The 21,281-nt window shown below is 27.1% G+C and carries 21 protein-coding genes; 14 read left to right on the top strand and 7 right to left on the bottom strand.

The window, feature by feature from the left end; all coding sequences use genetic code 11:
- Positions 1–235 precede the first annotated feature (235 nt).
- The 4 genes from ftsZ to AC1B00_RS02910 all read right to left on the bottom strand — a co-directional run bounded on the left by ftsZ (position 236) and on the right by AC1B00_RS02910 (position 4,879).
- Complete coding sequence (ftsZ, locus tag AC1B00_RS02925) at positions 236–1,420, bottom strand: cell division protein FtsZ (RefSeq protein ID WP_488848019.1); 1,185 nt, start codon at positions 1,418–1,420, stop codon at positions 236–238.
- Positions 1,421–1,422: 2 nt separating this feature from the next.
- Complete coding sequence (gene ftsA, locus AC1B00_RS02920; protein WP_488848017.1) at positions 1,423–2,841, bottom strand: cell division protein FtsA; 1,419 nt, start codon at positions 2,839–2,841, stop codon at positions 1,423–1,425.
- Positions 2,838–4,313, bottom strand: a complete 1,476-nt coding sequence (locus AC1B00_RS02915; RefSeq protein ID WP_488848016.1) for a peptidylprolyl isomerase — start codon at positions 4,311–4,313, stop codon at positions 2,838–2,840. The genes ftsA and AC1B00_RS02915 overlap by 4 nt, the downstream gene beginning before the upstream one ends.
- A 62-nt stretch (positions 4,314–4,375) precedes the next feature.
- The gene (locus tag AC1B00_RS02910) at positions 4,376–4,879 is read right to left on the bottom strand and encodes a class II aldolase/adducin family protein (RefSeq protein ID WP_239818212.1); all 504 of its coding nucleotides are present in this window, start codon (positions 4,877–4,879) and stop codon (positions 4,376–4,378) included.
- A gap of 63 nt (positions 4,880–4,942) precedes the next feature.
- Here AC1B00_RS02910 and rsmH point away from each other — a divergent pair, with 63 nt between their 5' ends.
- The 3 genes from rsmH to AC1B00_RS02895 are packed head-to-tail and all read left to right on the top strand — an operon-like array spanning position 4,943 to position 8,107.
- A complete protein-coding gene (rsmH, locus tag AC1B00_RS02905) occupies positions 4,943–5,851 on the top strand; it encodes a 16S rRNA (cytosine(1402)-N(4))-methyltransferase RsmH (protein WP_488848015.1) in 909 nt (302 codons plus the stop codon).
- Positions 5,848–6,150, top strand: coding sequence for a hypothetical protein (locus tag AC1B00_RS02900; RefSeq protein ID WP_336611778.1), 303 nt, complete (start codon positions 5,848–5,850; stop codon positions 6,148–6,150). The genes rsmH and AC1B00_RS02900 overlap by 4 nt, the downstream gene beginning before the upstream one ends.
- On the top strand, positions 6,137–8,107 hold the full coding sequence (locus tag AC1B00_RS02895) for an FUSC family protein (RefSeq protein ID WP_239818215.1): 1,971 nt from the start codon (positions 6,137–6,139) through the stop codon (positions 8,105–8,107). The genes AC1B00_RS02900 and AC1B00_RS02895 overlap by 14 nt, the downstream gene beginning before the upstream one ends.
- 532 nt (positions 8,108–8,639) lie before the next feature.
- On the opposite strand, the gene AC1B00_RS02890 is transcribed toward AC1B00_RS02895, so the two are convergent.
- Genes AC1B00_RS02890 through AC1B00_RS02880 form a run of 3 tightly spaced genes read right to left on the bottom strand, consistent with a single transcriptional unit; the run spans position 8,640 to position 11,433 of the window.
- A complete protein-coding gene (locus AC1B00_RS02890) occupies positions 8,640–9,710 on the bottom strand; it encodes a c-type cytochrome (protein ID WP_488848013.1) in 1,071 nt (356 codons plus the stop codon).
- The gene (locus AC1B00_RS02885) at positions 9,710–10,930 is read right to left on the bottom strand and encodes a cytochrome b (RefSeq protein WP_239818217.1); all 1,221 of its coding nucleotides are present in this window, start codon (positions 10,928–10,930) and stop codon (positions 9,710–9,712) included. Before AC1B00_RS02885 ends, AC1B00_RS02890 begins: the two co-directional genes overlap by 1 nt.
- Before the next feature lie 2 nt (positions 10,931–10,932).
- Positions 10,933–11,433, bottom strand: a complete 501-nt coding sequence (locus tag AC1B00_RS02880; RefSeq protein ID WP_336611781.1) for a Rieske 2Fe-2S domain-containing protein — start codon at positions 11,431–11,433, stop codon at positions 10,933–10,935.
- Positions 11,434–11,569: 136 nt separating this feature from the next.
- Here AC1B00_RS02880 and flgB point away from each other — a divergent pair, with 136 nt between their 5' ends.
- Genes flgB through AC1B00_RS02825 form a run of 11 tightly spaced genes read left to right on the top strand, consistent with a single transcriptional unit; the run spans position 11,570 to position 21,196 of the window.
- On the top strand, positions 11,570–12,040 hold the full coding sequence (gene flgB / locus AC1B00_RS02875) for a flagellar basal body rod protein FlgB (RefSeq protein ID WP_239818219.1): 471 nt from the start codon (positions 11,570–11,572) through the stop codon (positions 12,038–12,040).
- 9 nt (positions 12,041–12,049) lie between these two features.
- Complete coding sequence (gene flgC / locus AC1B00_RS02870) at positions 12,050–12,541, top strand: flagellar basal body rod protein FlgC (RefSeq protein WP_239818220.1); 492 nt, start codon at positions 12,050–12,052, stop codon at positions 12,539–12,541.
- 9 nt (positions 12,542–12,550) lie between these two features.
- Complete coding sequence (gene fliE, locus AC1B00_RS02865; protein WP_239818221.1) at positions 12,551–12,847, top strand: flagellar hook-basal body complex protein FliE; 297 nt, start codon at positions 12,551–12,553, stop codon at positions 12,845–12,847.
- Between the two features lie 3 nt (positions 12,848–12,850).
- Positions 12,851–14,641, top strand: coding sequence for a penicillin-binding transpeptidase domain-containing protein (locus tag AC1B00_RS02860; RefSeq protein ID WP_239818222.1), 1,791 nt, complete (start codon positions 12,851–12,853; stop codon positions 14,639–14,641).
- 38 nt (positions 14,642–14,679) lie between these two features.
- A complete protein-coding gene (gene nadE, locus AC1B00_RS02855) occupies positions 14,680–15,387 on the top strand; it encodes an NAD(+) synthase (protein WP_488848010.1) in 708 nt (235 codons plus the stop codon).
- Positions 15,388–15,389: 2 nt separating this feature from the next.
- Positions 15,390–16,517, top strand: coding sequence for a DegT/DnrJ/EryC1/StrS family aminotransferase (locus AC1B00_RS02850; protein ID WP_336611785.1), 1,128 nt, complete (start codon positions 15,390–15,392; stop codon positions 16,515–16,517).
- Complete coding sequence (locus AC1B00_RS02845; RefSeq protein WP_488848009.1) at positions 16,517–17,452, top strand: tetraacyldisaccharide 4'-kinase; 936 nt, start codon at positions 16,517–16,519, stop codon at positions 17,450–17,452. Before AC1B00_RS02850 ends, AC1B00_RS02845 begins: the two co-directional genes overlap by 1 nt.
- Positions 17,430–17,720: a divalent cation tolerance protein CutA gene (gene cutA, locus AC1B00_RS02840; RefSeq protein ID WP_488848007.1), complete on the top strand. Its 291-nt coding sequence runs from the start codon at positions 17,430–17,432 to the stop codon at positions 17,718–17,720. Before AC1B00_RS02845 ends, cutA begins: the two co-directional genes overlap by 23 nt.
- Complete coding sequence (thrC, locus tag AC1B00_RS02835; protein ID WP_488848005.1) at positions 17,720–19,096, top strand: threonine synthase; 1,377 nt, start codon at positions 17,720–17,722, stop codon at positions 19,094–19,096. Before cutA ends, thrC begins: the two co-directional genes overlap by 1 nt.
- Positions 19,093–19,797 (top strand): 3-deoxy-manno-octulosonate cytidylyltransferase, encoded by a 705-nt coding sequence (gene kdsB / locus AC1B00_RS02830; RefSeq protein WP_488848004.1) that lies wholly within the window; start codon positions 19,093–19,095, stop codon positions 19,795–19,797. Before thrC ends, kdsB begins: the two co-directional genes overlap by 4 nt.
- On the top strand, positions 19,790–21,196 hold the full coding sequence (locus AC1B00_RS02825) for a DNA recombination protein RmuC (protein WP_488848003.1): 1,407 nt from the start codon (positions 19,790–19,792) through the stop codon (positions 21,194–21,196). The genes kdsB and AC1B00_RS02825 overlap by 8 nt, the downstream gene beginning before the upstream one ends.
- Positions 21,197–21,281: the final 85 nt, after the last annotated feature.

Here is a 21,281-nt window from a genome sequence, read left to right as displayed (position 1 = left end):
CCTATTTCAAATTCTTTTTAAATTCTAAAGAATTTGAAATAGGAATTTAAACATCTTTAATGAGATTAAAATCTAATTTTTATTTTGAATATCTAAAACAAATTAAACTAAATATATATAAAAATGAAAAGAATTTGAAATAGGAATTTGATTAATATATTTTGTTTTAATAGTAAATATTGAAGCTTTATGTTTATGAAGTATTGATATTTACAAGCCAAAAAGGCTTGTAAAATTAATCTTGTCCGTTTCTAACGAATGCAGGTTCGTTAAAATCTCTTGTTTTATAATCAACTTTTATAGTTCCACCACTTACTTTTTGTAATTCTGGTTGAGCTAATTTGTAAGTTATTTCTTCTTCGCGTTTTTTGTTTTCTAATTCTATTTGAGCTTTTTGTGCTCTTGATTCGTCAAAACCTGTTGCAATGATAGTAACTTCTACTGCATCAGCAGGTAAATCCTCATCTAATACATGCCCGCAGAATACATTTACATCTTCACTGCTTGAATTAGATATATCTTCCATAGTTTCAACTAATTGGAAGAATGGAACATTTTCGCCATAGCTAAAGAATACAATCATAGCTTTTGCATCTTTTAAATCTGCAATATAATTGTCTAATAATGGTGAATTAATAGCATTTTCATAAGCTTCTCTTATTGAGTTTTCGCCTTCAGCTCTACCCATACCCATTAGAGCAGTTCCTCTATGGCTCATTACTGAAGTTACGTCAGCAAAGTCTATATTTGTATCACCTTCTACTAATAACATTTTGATAATACCTGTTACAGCATTTACTAAAACATCATTAGCATATTTGTTTGCTTCTCTTGTATTTAGATTTTTAGGAACTACTAATTTAAGCTTATCGTTTTGTATTAAAATAACACAATCGCTTTCTTTCTTTAATTCTTCTAAACCTTTTTCAGCTGCTTTAATTCTAGCTTTTTCATAACTAAATGGAAATGTTGCAACAGAAACTACTAATATACCTAAAGATTTAGCGATTTTAGCAATTACTGGACCAGCACCTGTTCCTGTTCCACCACCTAAACCTTCAGCTATAAATAATAATTCAGTTCCTTCTAATTGTTTTCTTATTTCATCTTCTACTTCTTCAGCTGAAATTCTTCCGATTTCAGGGTTTGCACCTGCTCCACGACCATTTGTTTTCTTAGGTCCTAGTTGTATTTTTATACTAGCTTTTGATCTATTTATATCTTGGATATCAGTGTTTGCAATCATAATATCTACATTAGAAATATCAACTTTTAATGAACTAGCACAAGTTTCTACAATATGATTAATCATATTGCCACCAGCTCCACCAACTCCTATAACCTTTATCTTTACACCACAATCCATTTCGTTCTCCATAACCTTAAAATCTATATTATCACTTGAAAAATCAAAATCCATTTTTAAAATATCCTTTCTATAAAAATACAAACTTTCTTCCAAATTCTAGCAAAAAATCCTTCAGTTTTTTCATCACTAGGAACAATTTTTAGTGATTCTAAAACTTCATCTTTTTCACTTGTTTCAGGTTCAAGCAATTTTTGTTCCTTTGTATCTATATTGTTGTAATAAACTTCTTCATTTTTTGTTTCTATGTCAATTTTTGTTGAAAAATCCATTACTTTTTCAAAATTATTATTTTTTTGTCTTGTTAGTAAAACACCAGCCGAGTTAAGCTCATATTTGGTATGAAATCCACTTGCATACATACATAAACCAAGAAGGCAAGTGTATTCAGGCATAGTGAAAATTTCATTATCCCCATAAAATACTTTATTTTTCTCTATTAATGTTCTAACTGCTTTGTTATTAAATTTAGGACTTGCTCTTTCTGACATATTGTCAATTTTAAAGCAGCCACCTGTTAAAACTACTCTTGAGAAAAACTTCTCATAAGGACTATCATCAATACTTGCATAAATACATTCAAGCATTTCAGTTAATCTCATATTTACACATTTTGAAATAGATTCAACCGAAACTCTATCAAGTGCTTGAGAGCCAGTTTTGTAATATTCTACATGAGTTGTATTTTCTTCATCTTTAAATAAAGAAAATTGTAGTTTAATTTTATCTGCTACTTCATTGCTAGCAGTTAAGTATTTAGCTATATCGCTTGTAATATGCCAAGAACCAAACGGAAAATAATACATCCATATAATTGAGTTATAAGCATAAATCGCTATATCACATACTTGCGAACCACAATCAATTATTGCAACGCCATTTTCTTTTTCATCATTATTTAGGCAGTAAATTGCATTTGCGTATATTGAAGATACTAAAACATAATTTTTAATATCAGCATTTGATAAAATTTGTTTTATGTTTTCGTAATCATTTTTGTTGATTGTAATTATGTTTGCTTCTAGTCTAAAACTAGATGCCATCATACCTAATGGATCTTCAATATTATCAGTATTATTTGCTCTAAATCTATAAGGTAATATGTGAATTGGAGTTTGGTCTATATTTATATCCGCTGATGTTTTTGCTGCATTAATTGCTTTTTCGATATCTTTTAAAGTAATAGCAGAACCATTTGCATCAAGTCTAATATCTGCATATCCTGTAACAGAATTTGTATAAGCACCACTTACTGATACAGCTATTTTATCGATATTAATGCTTAAATTTTCTTTTACTTTACTTACAGCTTTTTTAATGGCATTACTAGCATCATTTATGCTAGTAATTTTACCTGATTTTATTCCATAGGTTTGAGTGCTTGCAACACTTACTACCTTAATACCTTCTCCATCAAAACTAACAATAGCAACTTTTATTAAGCTAGAACCTAAATCAATGGCTAAAATATTCAAAATTCACTACCTTTATAATAATTTTTAATTTGATAACGCTTTTGTAGTTCTTTTAATAAATCATCAAACATTAAATTAAAATTAATATTTTTTAATTCACTAGCAAACGCAACTTCTTCTTTTTTATCTACATTATTTGTAAGCTTTTGAGATAAAATTTCATATACAACTACTTTATCGCTTAATATCACATAAGATTTTTTATCTTCTTTTAAGAATAACTCACTAACAAATGTAAAAAATTCTATATCTGTTAAATCGGTATTATTTTTAGAAACTTTAGAGATAAAGCCTATATTTTTACCATTAATTTTATCTTTTTTAATTTCTTCTTGTGCTACTTTTTCTAACATTTCTTTAAATTTATAGTCTTTGTAATCTTCTTCAGCCATAGTTTTCGCTGCCTCAAAATCTAGCTCTTTTGGTTCATTTATTTTGTTTAATTTCACTATATAGTATTTTTTATCCATAATAAATGGCTTACTAAGTTCATTTTCTTTTAATTCTTTGTTTAGTAAAGCTATTTGTGAATATGGACTTTCAATGCTTGTTGTTTGGAAGTTAATTTCACCTTTTTTAAGCTTTACATAGTCTAATTTTGCATCTTTTTCTAATAAGCTTAAAGCAAAATCAATTTTTACATCTTCTAAAGCATCTTTAAATTCTTTAATCTTATTATCTTCATCTTTGTAATTAAATTTATTATTTTCCCAATATGCTTTTAATTCATCTTCTTGTATATTGTCAAGTTTTGGCTCTATTGAATAAACTGAGTATTCATAATTTAATTCGCTTTTATAATCGCTTTTGTGTTCTTCCCAGTATTTTTTTAACTCATCAAGATTAATTTCTATTTTATTAGCTTTTGCAGACAAATCAATAATTTTTAAATTAATTTCATCTTCCATATTTATACTTGAGTTTAGTATTTCAATCTCTTTTTGATTTGCTGGTATATTAAGTAATTTTAACATTTTAGAAATTTCTAATTTTTCTTTTATTTGTTTTGCAAATTCACTTTCACTTAATCTTAAAGCTTTTAAATATGAAAGATATTTTTCTTTATCAAAGCTTGTGTCTGTTTCACTTTTTTGAAACATTTTATCGTTTGCAATTGTTTTTAAAACTTCATCATCACTAGCATAAAATCCTAAGTCTTGAGCATAATTTAATAATAACTTTTCTCTCATTAAATCAATTAAAGCTTGTTTGTCAAGTCCTAAAGCTAAAGCTTGTTCGTTTGTTAATTCTTCGTTTGATAGCTGACTTTGAATAATATAAAGCTCATTATATTTATCGTTAAATTCTTTATGTGTTATACCTAAATTACCTACTACTGCTACATATTTATTTCTTGAACTATTTAAATCAACACTACCCCAACCAACAGTTCCCGCACCTACGAAAGCGATAACGCTAATCCAAATTGTTACAACTAAATATTTTTTATGACGCTGCATCCAAGTAATCATTATTTATCCTATTTTCAAGTGTTTTAAATGAAAAATCCTATCTTATAAGCATTAACAAAAGTTTAATTTATACAAGAAATTTTAGCTTCTAAATCAATGTCAAAAATTCTTGCAAATAAGGTATTAAAATCTCTTTCAAAAATGATTAAACCTAAATTACGAATTAATAAAAAATTTAAATTATTTTTATTTAGTTTTTCAAGTAAGGCTTTATTATTGTTTAAGATATCGTTACTTTCAACGAAGAAATCTTTATTTTTATAAGTTAATTTTGATCGTTTGCAAATGCTTAATATTTCTTTAGAGCATACAATGGCAATAACTTTAGCTTGAGCGAAATTATTATAAATTAGCGAATGTAATTTAGCCATTTTACAAGCGTCTTTATATTTATAATTTTCGTTTAATAAAAGTTTGGTAAAAAAATTATTTTCTTCAGAATATATTAAATTTTTATTTATTATAAAACTATTATCTTCAAATCTTGTAGAAATTGAGCCGTTTAGCCCATATAAAAAATCTTTTTCATACATAATTTTTGCATATTTTGTAATTTCAATAAACATTATTATTCCTTGTTAAAAACTTTTATTTATTATATATGTAATAATAAATTTTAAGGTTATCATTTGCAAATTCATATTCCCGTTTTAAAAGAAGAAGTAATTAAATTATTTAAAGATTTAGATAATGGTTATTATCTTGATGCTACTTTAGGATATGCTGGTCATGCTAGTGCTATTCTTGAAAATAATAATAAATTAAATCTTTTTGCTTGTGATCAAGATGATGAAGCTATAAATTATTCTAAAGAAAAACTTAAAAAATTTAATAAAGATATTCAAATTTTTAAAACTAATTATGAGAATGTTTTTAATTTTATTCAAGATACTAGCAATATTAGAGGGGTTTTAGCAGATATTGGAGTTTCTAGTTTGCAGCTTGATAAAGATGATAGGGGATTTTCTTTTGAATCTAGCGAATTAGATATGAGAATGAATAAGGACAACTCTTTAGATGCTAAAGAAGTGCTTAATACTTATTCTAAAGATAAATTAAGCAAGATTTTTCAAGAGTATGCGGAATTGCCTGAAAAACTTTCAAACGATATAGCTTTAAATATAATCAAAAATAGACCTATAAACTCATGTAAAAATCTAAGTCAAATCATAGGAAATGCCAAATTAAACAATAGAAATGTAAGTTTAAAAACCTTAGTATTTCAAGCAATAAGGATTGAAGTAAATAATGAGCTTGGAGTTCTTAAAATTTTTTTAGAGCAGGTTAAAAATCTTAAAGATTGTTTAGTTTGTATCATAACTTTTCATTCATTAGAAGATAAAATTGTAAAAGATACTTTTAAAAAGTGGGCTAGTAATTGCATATGCGATGAAATTGCAATAAGGTGTGAATGTGGTAATAATCATTCTTTAGGTAAAATAATTACAAAAAAGCCAATAGAACCTAGCAAAGAAGAAATTAAATTAAATTCTAGGTCAAGTTGTGCTAAATTAAGAGCATTTTATTTATCAAAATGAAAAATATTAGAACAAGCACTGAAGAAAAAGAAGAATTATTATTAAATAAACATCAAGATTATTCAATTTTGAGTTTTAATAAAAGAATAGTTTTAGTGTTTTTTATAGCTATGATAATTTCTCTTAGTTTAGTTTGGGTTAGATTACAATTGTATGAATCAAGCAAGATTTATGCTCAATTAAAAGATAAAAGAGAAGTTTTAAGCGAAGAAAACAAAGAATTAAAAAGAAAAATAGAAGCATTACAATTTAAAAATAAAATCACTAATTATTTTGAAGTGCAACATGGAACTAAGTAGGTATTATTTAAATCAACAATTTTTAAAATTAAAAGCGTATTTTCATAAGTATGACCCTAGTAATTTTTCATTACTTTATGCCCTAAAGGCTTGTGTTGGCTTAGGAATTTGTCTTTTATTAAGTCATTTTATTATAGATACTCGTTATATTATTTTTAGCGTTTTATCTTGTGTTTTTATATTTTATATGAATAATTTTAATTCAGTTGGAATTAAAAAGATTTTATATTTAGCTGCTTTTACTTTTTTTGGTTGTTTGTTTGCTTTAATAGTACCATTTCTAATAAAGCTTGGATTTTTTATAGCAATTCCTGCATTTATATGGATATTTTTAGTTATTTTTTCTGGAGCAATATCGCAAGATGCCTTAAAAATAGGTATTTATGTAACCTTATTATTAATGGCTATGTTAATTACTGCGAGTTTAAATAATTTTGATAGTAAAGAAGTCTTTTATGCTACTTTGGTTGGCTCTTGTGTGGCTACTATTTTTAGAACTTTTGCATTTTATACTTATGGTGGATTTACTAGAAGAAGCTTTATAATGTTATTAAATGATTTGATTTATATAAGCGAAAATATCACTAATGATAAATATGAAGTCTGGCAAAATTTATTTGTAACTAGGATTAATGAGTTTAAAAGATTATTTGAGAGTAAATCGGTAAATATTAAAGATTCAAGCCTTATAAGGCATCAAGAAATGGCTATGTTTTATTTGTTAAAATGTGAAGAAATAGGGCTTGCATTAGTTTCTCTTAGAACATTTTTTAAACAAAATTCTACAAATACACATATAAAAAATATTCAAAATGAAATAATTTATAATTTAGAAGAATTAAAAAAGATTTTTAAAGATGAGAAGGTAAATCTTAAATCTTTTTATTTAGATAGATTAAAGCAATTAAATACCTTACCTATATTATGCACTTTGGTTGAAGTTTTGTATTATAAATTAGAGTTGTTTAAGCAAGGCGGTGCAAAGCAATTAGTATTAAAGCCAAAAGATAAAAAAATCACCTTTGATACAATAAAAGAAAAGTTTAATTTAGATAATAAATATTTTAAATTTTCAATAAAAGTTGCTTTAGCTACTTCTTTTTCTTTATTTTTGGCAATATTTTTTAAAATTGATCATGGGATTTGGATTGCGATGGGAGTTTTTACTCTATTTAAAGAAACGATAAATTCAACTACGATAAATAATAAAGAAACAATATATGCAGCCTTAATAGGCTTTGCTTTAGGATTATTGATAATATTTTTTATACATTCAAAATTGCTTTTTTTAATTTTATTTTTATCTTATTTTGCTTGTATTTATTTTAAGCATTTTCCTTATTTTATAGCGACTATTTTTATAATGCTAAATCTTGCTATTTTGTTTGCTAGTTTGGGATTAGATTATGAAAGATTGCTTGCTTATAGATTACTTGATTTTTTAATAGCTTTTGTTATTGTGTATTTTTTCTCTTTACTTTGGCCTAGTAAAAGTGAAGATGATATTAAGCCAACTTTAAAAATTGCGATATTAAATCTAATGAATTTCTTAACTTCAATTATCAAAAAAGAAGATTATTTAACTTGCGAAAATCAAATTTTATTAAACATTAAAAGTTTGAAAAATATATTGTATGAAAGTAGAACAAAACATAATAAAGTAGAGCATATTAGATTGCTTGAATCAGTTTTAGAAATGAATAATTTGTGCATATCGCTTAATGATTATATATACTCAAAGCATAATAAAGTGCAGTTAAAAGAGCAATCAGATATCATGATATTAATCACTAGATTTAAGATGATGGATAATATTAGTAATGATTTGCCATATTATTTTTACGATGAAGTAGAAGACAAGATTTTAAGTAATGATGAAAGGATTAGATATTTTATAAATCAAATCTCAAAAAGACAAGATGTAGTGTATAAATATCTAATAAATAATCAAAATTAATTTATATTGAAAATTGAAAGGAATTTGAATTAGGAATTAGACTTTTGTAGATTTAAATTCCTGTTTCAAATTCTTAGGATTTTTTATAATTAGTAATTTAGCACTAAGTTGTTTTTTAAAGCATTCTTAATTAATAATTAAGCTTGTTTAATAAAGTAAAACAAGCAAGGATTGATAATAAAAATAACTTAAACTATATTTAGAAGTAGATTAAAAGATTTTCAAAAAACTATTAAATGAAAAATGATTTATCTATAAAGGTGATTAAATAATAACGCCGATTTATTTTCTAAATAGTAAAAAAGCTCATCATTAACTTAAAATATGCAAAAAAGTTTTAATCAAGCTTTTTATCAATAATGAATAAGTTTTTATTTTAAACAAAGGAAATTAGACTTTTGTGTATTTAAATTCCTATTTCAAATTCTTAGTATTTTTTTGTATTTAAAATTAAAGAATTTGAAATAGGAATTACAAATTAATTGCTTTTAGTATTTATAAGATTAAGCTAGGTTTTATCCTAGCTTAATTTTTAGTGTAGTTCTTTCCAGATAGCGTTTTTCCAAGCATATGCTAAAACAGCTAATAGCGCAAAATAAGCCATTATTTTTAAGCCTAAATCTTCTCTTTCAGCTTTTTTGCTATCGCCTACATTTGTGAGATAAGTTACTATATCATTTTGAGCTTGCTCATTTACACCAACTCTAGGCATTGCAGTTCCTGGAAGTTGTTTTTGTGTATCGTTTATGAACTTATGTAAGTAATCTTCACCTTTTGCACGAATAATTATTGATAAATCAGGAGGAGTTGAACCCATATAATCTTTTAAATCTCCACCATTTACTTTGGCAATAAAGCCATCATATTTTACATCATGGCATCTTCCACAAGCATCATCAAATACGATTTTTCTATTTTCAAATTCAATTTTAGCAGCTTTTTCACTATCGCTTAATTTGCTTGCATTAATTTCACTTGCAATTTTTGCTTTTTTATCATCTAAAGCAGCTTTTCCTATGCTGTTTAAATAAGCTACTAGATTTGCTACTGCTTGTGCGTTTTCATCATTAATACTTCCATCATCTTCTAAGAATGCAGTCATCATAGGATGTGGATTTTCTTCATTGTATTTTTTATGGTTTTTCATTGCTAATGCAGGGTTAATTGAAATAGCCATTAAGAACTTATTATCATAAATAGCACCTGCTGTGCTTAAATCAGGAATGATTATTCCTTGAGCTCCGATACCATCATCTGCATCATTAAATCCTGCAAAACTTGCTCTATGACAGCTTGCACAATTTGCTTCAAAATCAGCTTTACCAGTTTCTACATCACCTTTTAAGCTTGCAATTTTATCTACATTAGCCCAAAGTTTTTTTGTATCTTCTAATTGTTTAGTAGCTGATTCTATATCTTCTTTTTTGCCACTTGCATTTGCTTTTTCAAGTTCTACTTGAGCTTGAGCAATATCTCCTGCTTTTAGGTCAAAATTTACATTGCTAGTATGCTCGTGCATTTGTGAATGTGCATAAGGCTCAACACCCCAATAAACAATACCTGTAAAAATAACTAATATTGCAAATATTTTTAACTCTTTCATTACTTAGCCTTTCTTTCCATAAGAGTAATTACCGGTAAAACCACTATTAATAGTGCTAAGAATGTAACAGAAGCAACAGTTGCTATTGTATTGTTAATTCCAACAGGAGGTAATTTACCATAAATTGTAAGAACTATCATATCAATTACTAATAACCAAAACCATACAAAGAATGCTCCACGCTTATGTGCAGGTGCAACTACATTTGAGCGGTCTAGGAATGGTAATACAAAGAAAATAACTTGTGCAATACCAAAGCAAGCAAGTCCTATTTCATAAGAAAATCCTCTTAAAATCTCATAGCTCCATAAGAAATACCACTCAGGATAAATATGTGGAGGAGTTTTTAATGCGTTTGCTGGTTCAAAGTTAATTGGATCCATAGCAAAATCATAGTGATAGCAAACTAAGTAAAAATAAAAAATCATAAATAAGCAAACATAGAAAATATCTTTGCATAAAAAGTCAGGCCAAAATGATATAACTTTTGCTTCTTTTTTCTTACCTGCTAAATATTTTTCAGCTTCTAAATCAAAATCAATTTCTTCTGCAATTTCATTATTTACATGTGGAAATCTTAAAGCATAGAAGTGAATTGCAATGAAAGCAATTACAACGATAGGAAGTAAGCAAACATGTAACATGAAAAATCTATTTAATGTAGCATCTCCTACTGCATAATCTCCTCTAATCCATTCAACTAATTCAGCACCAATAAATGGGATACCACCGAAAAGATTAGTAATAACCATTGCAGCCCAGTAGCTCATTTGTCCCCAAGGTAACATGTAACCACTAAATGCTTCAGCAGAAAATAATACGAATAATACCATACCACTTATCCAAATTATCTCACGACCTTTTTTATAAGAGCCATAATAAATTCCTGTAAATAAGTGAATATACATAATTAAAAATACAACAGAAGCAGCAACCCCGTGCATATGGCGCCAAAGCCAACCATATTCAACTTCTTGCATAATTGTTTTATTAACACTATCAAAAGCTAGTGCAACATCAGGCTTATAATACATTACAAGTAATAAACCTGTTACGAATAAAATGGCAAACATAGTAAGTAAGATTACTCCCATTGCCCAAAGAAAATTAATTTTTTTTGGAATCCAGTATTGTGTCATCATAACTTGCATAAATTTTTTAATCGCAAGTCTTTGATCTAGCCAATCAACAATTCCATTTGATTTTTCAAAATGTGCCATGATTAAGCCTTTCCTACATTTTTCATAATTTCTTCATACTCTTTACCGATTTCACCTAAAACTAATTTTGTTCCATCTATTGCAAAAGGTGGAATTTCAAGTGGAGTTGGAGGTGGTCCAGCCATATTTTTACCATTTATATCAAATACGCCACCATGACAAGCACAAACAAAGTTTTTATCTTTTTCATGGTAAGCGGGAATACAGCCAAGGTGAGTACAAAGTCCTATAACAACGGTATATCTAGAATCTCCTGCAACCACATCAGTATTGCTTTCTTCCATATCTTTTGATTTTTTTAGAATGAAAATTGGTTTTTTTCTCCATTCAACTGTTCTTAATTCTCCGTCAGCTAAAGGCGATAAATCAACGGTTGTAAAACCTGCTGCTTTTACACTAGGAAGTGGATCCCAAGTTTTTTTCATACCCACTAGTGTAAAAACACCACCAACAGCCGCAGCAGCGCCTAGGGTAAAGCCCATAAAGCTTCTTCTACTAGCCATAATTATCCTTTCATAAAGTTTGAAAATAAACGTTTAGTTTAGTGAAAATTAGGTAAATATTACAAGTATATGATTATTAATACTTTTGGAATATTATTTGCTCTAGTGCTTGAATAATACTTACTAAGGAGTTAAAATGGAATTTTATAAATCTAAACCATTAATTGTGAGTGCATTAGCTGGTAGGGATTTAAGAAATAAATTAATTAGTTCAAATATAGCAAATATTGATACTCCTTTTTATAAAGCAAGAGATGTAGATTTTGAAACAATTTTAAATGAAAATGCAAATACGCTTTACAAAACTACACAAGCACCTGCAACAGCAGCAACAAATCCTATGCATTTTGGAATAGGTATGAGTAATAAATTAGCAATTACAAATGAAAGACATTTACAGCCTTTAGAATTTTCAAATGATAAAAGTGGAACTATTTTTGCTAGAGATGGTCATTTGCAAAGAAATGATGCAAACTCTGTTGATTTAGATGTTGAAACAAGTGAGTTAAGCAAAAACGCTATTATGATTAGTGCACTTGATTCGGTTCTAAAAAAACAAAGCGAAGTTGTAAGAACTATAATAGAAAGTAGTTCTAAATTAAGTTAAGGATAGGTTATGGCATTTTTAAGTGATTTTGATATTAGTGGTTATGGATTAAGCGCTCAAAGATTTAGAATGAACTTAATTAGCTCAAATATAGCTAATGCAAATACTACAAGAACCAATGAAGGCGGTCCTTACAGAAGGCAAGATGTAGTATTTAAAGCAATCAATTTTGATGATGTTTTAAATGATGAGATAAATTCTAAAAATAGCTTTTTTGAATATGAAAATCCTTTAAATGACCCTGTTAATTTTCCTGAAGCAAAACCTGCAGTAATGGGTGTAGTTGTAGATAAAGTAGTAAGAGATGATAAAGATTTTATTTTAAAATACGAGCCAAATCATCCAGATGCAAATGCTAAAGGTTATGTAGCATATCCAAATATAAATCCAGTGGTTGAGATGAGTAACTTAATAGAAGCAACAAGAGCTTACCAAGCAAACGTAGCAGCATTTACAAGTGCAAAAACAATAGCTCAAAGCGCTATTGATTTATTAAGATAGGAATGAAATATGAATAATATTAAAATCAATCAAGGCTTAGTTCAAGGTTTTGAAAATCCTAAATCAAATTCTATTAAAAATAATGGTTTTTCATTTGAAGATGTTTTAAAACAAGAACTAGAAGAATTAAATCAAGAACAAATCGTAGCAGATAAAGCTATGGCAGATGTTGCTACTGGCAATGTAAAAGATTTACACCAAGCAGCAATTGCTATTAATAAAGCAGAAACAAGTATGAAATTTATGTTAGAAGTAAGAAACAAAGCAATAAACGCATATAAAGAGATAAGTAGAACTCAAATATAAATAATGCAAACAAGTTATGAGCCTAGTAAAAGAACATTTGTAATTTTAATTTTATTATTATTGGTTGCGTTACTTGTTATTTTTACTTTTACTAGGACAAAAACCGATGAAAGAAATGTCGGAAATATTGAACGCGGTGAAAGAGTTGGTGCTTTAAACGGAGATATAGTAAGTGCTGACGGATATACTTTAGTTACAAGTAGGCGTATTTATAGAGCTGAAATAGATATAAGAAGTATAAATTTAGATAAATTAGATTATTTTTTAAAATTGTTTCAAATATATGCTTTTATTGATGATAAAGAGATTAAAGATATAAAAGCAAGATTACTTAAAGCTTTAAAGCAAAAAAAGGTATATAATTTCGTTTTATCAAAAGATATAGATTCAAAAGCAGCAAGTTATCTTCAAGAATTATCTAAAAAATTATATGTATCAGGATTTTTCAAATCATTTAAAAACGCAAATGGCAAAGTAAGCACAAGAAGACTTGAGATTATTGAACACAAAGAAGAAAGGGTATTTTCAAAAGGCGATATTTTAACTCCTGTTTTAGGATATTCGCAATTAAGTTTAGAAGATGGAATTTATGCAAATATTCCAAAAAAAGGCTTAGAAAAATATTATGAACAATATTTAAGTCCAAAGAGTGATTATAAAATTATAGGAAATAAAGATATAGGTGGAAATATCATAATAAATTCTGAAAGCTTTATAAGTGAAAAAGTAAGTGGTAGCAATATTCATCTTAATATTAATTTAAAACTTCAAAAAGGTATAGAAAATATAGCAAGTGTTGCTAGAAAAAATTTCGGAGCAAAGCAAGTAATTATAGGTATTTTAGATAGTAAAGATGCTAGTGTAATAGCACTTGCAACTAGCAAAAGATATGATCCGTATAATAGAAAAAGTGATTTGTCTTTTTTAAATACTGATGCAGTGGAATTTGAATACGAGCCTGGCTCGGTTATTAAACCTATTGCTTTTGCAAATTTATTGAAACTAAATCGTTTAACGCCATTTGAGTGGGTAAAAACTTATGGTGGAAGAATGAAACTTGATAAATACTATATCACTGATACTCATCCTATGGATAGTATGATTGCTGAAGATATTATCGTGCATTCATCAAATATCGGAATGGTTCAAATATCTAATAAAGAAAGTGTAAAAGAATTAATTAATGGCTATTTGGAATTTAATTTAGGAAGTTTAACAGGAATTGATTTGCCTTATGAAAAAGCAGGTTTTATCAAAGATGCAAAAAAAACTTATGAAGTAGAAAAAAATACTATGGCTTATGGATATGGTTTTAGAACTACTTTTATACAACTTTTAGCAGCTTATAATGTATTTAATAATCGTGGAATTTGGATTAGCCCTAAGATTGCGAAGTATTATAAAGAAGATGAAGAATTAAAAGAACTTTATAAAAAAGAAGAAAGAGAAGTTTTACCATTAGAAATTGCTAAACAAATGAATAGGATTTTAATTAAAACTGCAAATCAAAAATCATTAGCAAAATACTGGCCTTTAGGAATTAGTGTAGGTGGCAAAACAGGAACAGCAAGAATTAGCTCAAGTGGAAAATACGAAAGAGAATATAACGCAAACTTCTTTGGATTTGCAAATGATGAGAATAATAGATATACAATAGGTGTTTTGGTTATGAGTCCTGATAAAGATAAAGAAGGTTATTATGCTGCTCAAACTGCTTTGCCTGTTGCTGCACTTGCAATATCGCAATTAATTGAAGATGGCTTCTTAAAGCCTAGTTATAATAGAATTGATTAATACTTCTTATATAAAATCTCTTTAAAAACGGATATATAATGCAAGATATTAAAAATAAAATGATAGCTTTTGCTAATGAAGTAACGGCTAATTTTAATGGAGCGGTTTTAGGTCTTAGCGGAGGCCTTGATAGTGCTATTGTGTTAAGAATTTTAAGTGAATGTGATAAAAAACCGCATTGTCTTATAATGCCAACAAATATTTCAAATAAAAACAATCTTGAAGATGCTATTAATTTAGCTAAAACTTATGCTTTAAGATATGAAATTATAAATATTCAAGGCATTTTAGATGAGTTTATTAAGGCTAGTAATTCTAAAGATAAGGTTTTAATAGGTAATTTTGCAGCTAGAATTAGAATGAGTTTATTGTATGATTATTCAGCTAAATATAATTTATTAGTTGCAGGCACTAGCAATAAAAGTGAATTAATGCTAGGATATGGCACTATTTGGGGTGATTTAGCCTGTGCTTTTAATATTTTAGGAGATTTTTATAAAAGCGAGTTGTTTGAGTTCGCAAGATTTTTAAATATTCCTAATAATATAATTAGCAAAAAACCAAGTGCTGATCTTTTTGAAGGTCAAGATGATGAAAGCGATATAGGTTATACTTACGCTCAAATAGATGAGTTTTTAAAAAATTATGAAAATAATATAATTGATAATAATTATATAAAACTATTAGATAGAATAAATAAAAATAAGTTTAAAAGAGAAAATATAAAAATATTTAGAAGGTCATAGATATGAAAGAAATTTCTTGTTTTTTGAATGTTATAACAGAAGATGATAAAGAGTTTTTAATTAAGTCACTTGATGATGATATAAATACTATTCAGATGCTAGAAGATAATTTAAAAGAGATTTATAAAGGCTCTCATATTGTATTAACGAATAATCACACAGCAGCACATCATTTAGCTTTAAGTGCAATTGATTTAAAGCGTGGAGATAAAGTGATTTGCTCTGTAAATTCATTCCCAACAATAGCTCAAAGCATTAGATATTTTGATGCTGAGCCTATATTTGTCGATGTTGAGCTTGATAGTTTTAATATTGATATTGCAAGTTTAGAACAAGCTTTAATAAAACATAATCATAAAAAATTAAGAGCAGTTTTCGTAAATCATACTGCTGGACTTGCTGCAAAACTTGATGAAATAAGAGAGCTTTGTAATAAATTTAATGTAGCAGTTATTAATGATTGCGGATTTGCATTAGGTATGGAATATAAAGGCGAATTGGTTGGAAGTAAGGATTTAATCTCATCTTTTGGTTTTAATGCTATGAGAAAAGACCCTGTTTTTGCAGGTGGATTTTTAGTAATTAATGATGATAAAGTTTATGAAAGAGCTAAATTGCTAAACTCAAACGGAATTTCATCTAATGCTTGGGGAAATGATGGAAACTTAGGTTATTTTTACGATGTAACTGACATAGGTCATGAATACGAGATAACAAAAGTTTGTGCATCTTTAGCTTTATCAAAAGTAAAAAATTATAAATATTATTTAAAAAGAAGAAGAGAGATTGCTAAAATTTACGATGAAGAATTAAAAAATTTAAAACATATTAAATTACCTGCAATTGATAAAGAGCATACATTCTTAAGATATATTATAAAAGTTGATAAAAATAGAGATAATTTCGCAAGAAAATTAAAAGAAATGGGAATTAACACAGGAATTCATTTTATTCCACTTAATTTTCTAACATATTATAAGCAAAAATATAATTTAAAAATCAATGATTTTCCAAATGCTTTAGCAAATTATGCTCAAATTTTATCAATTCCTATTCATATAAATCTTAGCGATGAAGATGTAAAAAGAGTTTGTGATGCTATAAAAACTCTTGATTCAAGCTGGATTTAATGAGTTTTTTAGATAGGTATTTTTTTAAACCTTCAATATGGCAAAAGTTGATTATCTTCTTGCTTTTGCCATTTTCTTTGCTTTATGCTTTAATTTCAATAATTTCTTTTAAAAAACAAAAAAAATATAATTTTAATATTCCTATAATTAGTATAGGAAATATTAGCGTAGGTGGCAATGGAAAAACTCCTTTTTGTAAGGCTTTAAGTGATATTTTATACTCAAAATATCAAGATAATATTTTTATTATTCTTCGTGGATATAAGCGTAAAAGTAAAGGCGTAGTTTTGGTGAAATTCCGAAATCAAATTCTATGCGATTTAGCAAGTTCTGGTGATGAAGCAATGGAACATGCGATATTTACTAAAGCAAATGTTATTGTTAGCGAAGATAGAGTAAAAGGCATTCAAAAAGCACTAGAATTAGGTGCAAAATGCGTTATTTTAGATGATGCTTTTAGTAAGCAAAATATAAATAAATTTGATATTTTGCTCAATTCTAAAATCAAATATAAATATAATTTTTGCTTGCCAAGTGGTGCTTATAGGCTTCCTAAATCTTATGAAAAATTAGCAAATTTTAATGCCTTTGAAGATATTCATTTTGTAAGAAAATCTTATATAAAAGAAATTAAAGAAGATATGATATTAATTTCTGCAATTGCTAAGCCTTTTAGATTATTAGTTTATAAAGACCTTGTAAAAGCTCATTATTTTTATAATGACCATGCTGATTTTAATAAAGATGAAATAATAAATCTTTTAAAAAAACACAATGCAAAACATATTTTGCTTAGTAAAAAAGACTATGTAAAAATGAAAGATTTCGGCTTAAGTCTTGTAATAATTGATGAAGAATTAATAATTTATGATGAGTTAAAAAATGCTATAAATGATTATTTAAAGGAGTTTGATGTATCTAATAAAGACAACTAGTAATAATGAAGCAATACTTAAAAAAATAGCACAAAAATTAGTGAAAAAAGATTTAAGCAAATGTGTTCATATAATAAAACTTGAAAGTATTTATAAATGGCAAGGCAAAATACAAAATGATGATGAATATTGCTTAGAAATTAAGTCAAATAATGTTAAAAAAGTTTATAAAGTAATCAAAAAACACCATAATTACAAATGTTTTGAGTTTGTGTATTATAAATTTAAAGCAAGTAAAGAATATTTAAAATTTTTAAAGGAGAAATGATGATATTTTATTCAAGCAGAAATGAAGATATTAAGAGTGATTTTAAAAATGCGCTTAATTCTCCACTATCAAGTGATGGCGGTTTATTTTGCCCTAGTGAGCTTAAAAAGCTTGATATTAATGAATTAAAAAAATTATCTTATAAAGATTTTGCAAAGAAAGTTTTTGTTAATTTTAGCGATAATTTAGATGAGTTTTTAAAGAGTTTAGATGAGTATTTAGAATTTGATACAAAAGAGCCTTTTGTGATTAAAAAACTTGATAGTAAAACTCATATATGCGAATTATTTCATGGCAAAACAAGAGCATTTAAAGACCTTGCTTTAGCTCCACTTGCAAGGCTTATGGATGATAAAAAGCAATTAATTATATGTGCTACAAGTGGCGATACAGGCCCTGCAACTCTTAGTGCCTTTTCTAAAAACAAAAACTCAAAAGTAGTTTGTATCTTCCCAAAAGGAAAAACCAGTAAAGTTCAAGAAAAGCAAATGGCTAATGTTGATTATGGTAATTCTTTGGTTTTAGCAATTGATGGTAATTTTGATGATGCGCAAAGTAAATTAAAAGAACTATTAAACGATAAAGATTTTAAAGAAGCAATTTCAAAAAGTGGCTATAACCTAAGTGCTGCAAATTCGCTTAATTTTGGAAGAATAATGTATCAATTACTATATCATTATTATTTAAGTCTTCAATACGATAAGGCTGTTAATGTGATAATTCCAAGTGGAAATTTCGGTAATGCTCTTGCTTGTTTTTACGCTAAACAAATGGGTGCAAATATTGATAAAATAAAAATCGTAAGCAATGAAAATACTATTCTTTATGATTTTTTTACTACTGGCGAATATGATTTAAGAAATAGGGCGTTTAAATGCACTCATTCTCCTGCTATGGATATTCTAAAATCATCAAATCTTGAACGCTTAATGTATTATTTCTTTGGTGCTAGCAGGACAAAAGAACTTTATGAAAGTTTAGAAAAAAATAAATTCTTTAAAATTACAAATGATGAATTAGCAAAATTAAAAGAGCATTTTATAGCTTATAAATGTAGCGATAAAGAGACTTTAGAAAATATTAAAGCTTATAAAGATTATTTATTAGACCCACATACAGCAACGGCTATTAATGCTCTTGATGATAGTTTTAATGTAATATGCTCAACTGCTGAATGGAGCAAATTTACTCCTAGTATTAACAAGGCTTTAGGGATTTTTAAAGATGAGCTAACAAGCATAAAAGACTATGCTAAAAAGTATAATTACAAGCTAAATGAAAACCTATTAAATGCACTTAATTCTAATGCTTATTATGCAAAAGATATAAAAGTTGATGAAATCAAAAATACAATAATAGAATGGATAAAATTATGATAATAATTCCTGCAAGACTTAAATCATCTCGTTTTAGCGAGAAAATCTTAGTGCCAATTAATGGCATTCCTATGTGTATTTATACAGCACTTAATGCAAGTAAGGTTGATGAAGTTGTGATTGCAACGGATAGCGAGCAAGTTTGTGAGCTTGCAAAAGAATATAATATAAAAGCAGTTTTAACTAGCCAAAATCACGAAAGTGGAACAGAAAGGCTTGCTGAGTGTGTGGATATTTTAGAGCTTAACGATGATGAGATTATTATAAATCTTCAAGCAGATGAGCCACTTTTTGAAAAGGAAAATTTAATCAAATTTAAAGAATTTTGCCTTAAGTTTAAAGATGAGTTTTTTATGGCTAGTTGCTATACTATTAAAGATAATCCTAGCGATGAAAACACCGTAAAAGTAGTGCTTGATACTAAGCAAAATGCTATATATTTTTCAAGAGCTGCAATTCCTTTTGATAGGGACAAAAAAGGCGTGAGTTATAATCATCATTTAGGCATTTATGCATATACAGCAAAATCTTTAAAAGAATTTATAAGCCTTAAATCAAACCTAGAGCAAATTGAAAAATTAGAGCAATTAAGAGCTATTGAAAATGGCAAGATTATTAAAATGTGCGAGATTAATACAAAGTCTTTTGGTATTGATACAAAGGCTGATTATGAAAGATTATTAGGCGTTTTAAATGCTTAGTGATGAACTTGTTTTAGCAGCTATTTTATTAGTATTTTTGCTTATTTTAGTCTTTATTATTTTTCATTATACAAATAAGATTAATGTGTTTAAAAATGAGCTTTTAGTTCTTGCAAAAGATAAGGAATTTTTATCTATTTCAAACGAGAATTTAAATCAGGAATTAAGGCTTTGTAAGAATGAATTAAATACGAAAACAAATCAAAACGAAAGCCAAAATTTAGAACTTTCAAGGCTAAATGAAGAGCTTAAAAATACTAAAGAAAAATTAAAAAATGAGTGTGAAATTAAAAATGATTTAAAAGTAAATTTAGATGAAATTACTAATAAATTTCACACTGAATTTTCTAAAAATGAAGCTTTAAGTGAAAAGATAAAACTATATGAAAATAGTTTAAAAAGCTTAGAGACAAAATACGAAAATATGCTAAAAACCTTAGAAGAAAATCTAAAAGAGCAAAATGAAAAAAGCTCAAAATTAATTTATGAAGAAAACACTAAATTATTGCTTACTAATTCAAATGAGCTTTTAACTAAGATTTTTAGCCCATTAAAAGAGCAAATTAGCGAATACGAAAAAACTTTATTAAAACAAAACACTAGCATAGAAAACAACATTAAAACCATGTTTGAAACTAGCCAAAATTTAGGCAAAAAGGCTGATGAGTTTGCAAATCTTTTAAAGGGGGATAAGAAAGCTCGTGGGGATTTTGGAGAAATTATACTTAAGCAATGCTTGCTTGCTAGTGGGCTTATAGAAAATGAGCATTTTTATATGCAAGAAAGCTTTAAAGATGAGAACAATAGGTTTAAAAGACCTGATGCTATTGTGTATTTTGAGCCGAAAAAATGCGTGATAATTGATTCTAAGTTCTCTTTGCCAAGTAGTGATGATGCAAATATTTATAAAAATGAAATCGCAAATAATTTAAACGCAAGAATAAATGAACTAGCTAAAAAAGAATATGAAAATGTGGTTGAATATGCGAACGAATATGTATTATTGTTTGTGCCATATCAAAATATTTTGGATTTAGCGCTTGAATGCGATAGTGAGATTTTTAAAAAGGCAGAGACTAAAAAGATTTTTATAGTAAGTCCTACTACTTTATTTATGGGGCTTAAGATGATTTATTTTGGTTGGAAGAATTATGAAATGAATCAAAATGCTTTAAATATTTTCACAGAATTTGGCAAATTTTATGATAAGTTCGCTTCATTTTATGAAGATTATGAAAAGCTTAAAAAACAATCAGAATCAAGCTTTGCGAAAATTGATACACACTTATACGGCAAGGGTAGTGTGGCAAATCGTTTAGAAAATCTAAGAAGTTTAGGGATAAAAAATAAAAAATTATTAAGCGAAAAAGCTTTAGAAAACTTTGAAAATCAAGAATAAATCATTCTTGATTTTTATAAAATCATACATTTTTTTAATTCATAACACTTAAGAATTTGAATTAGGAATTTAGATTTTGGAATAA

The organism is Campylobacter sp. DY7 (genome assembly GCF_057802535.1).
This window is presented reverse-complemented; position numbering and strand designations above follow the sequence as displayed.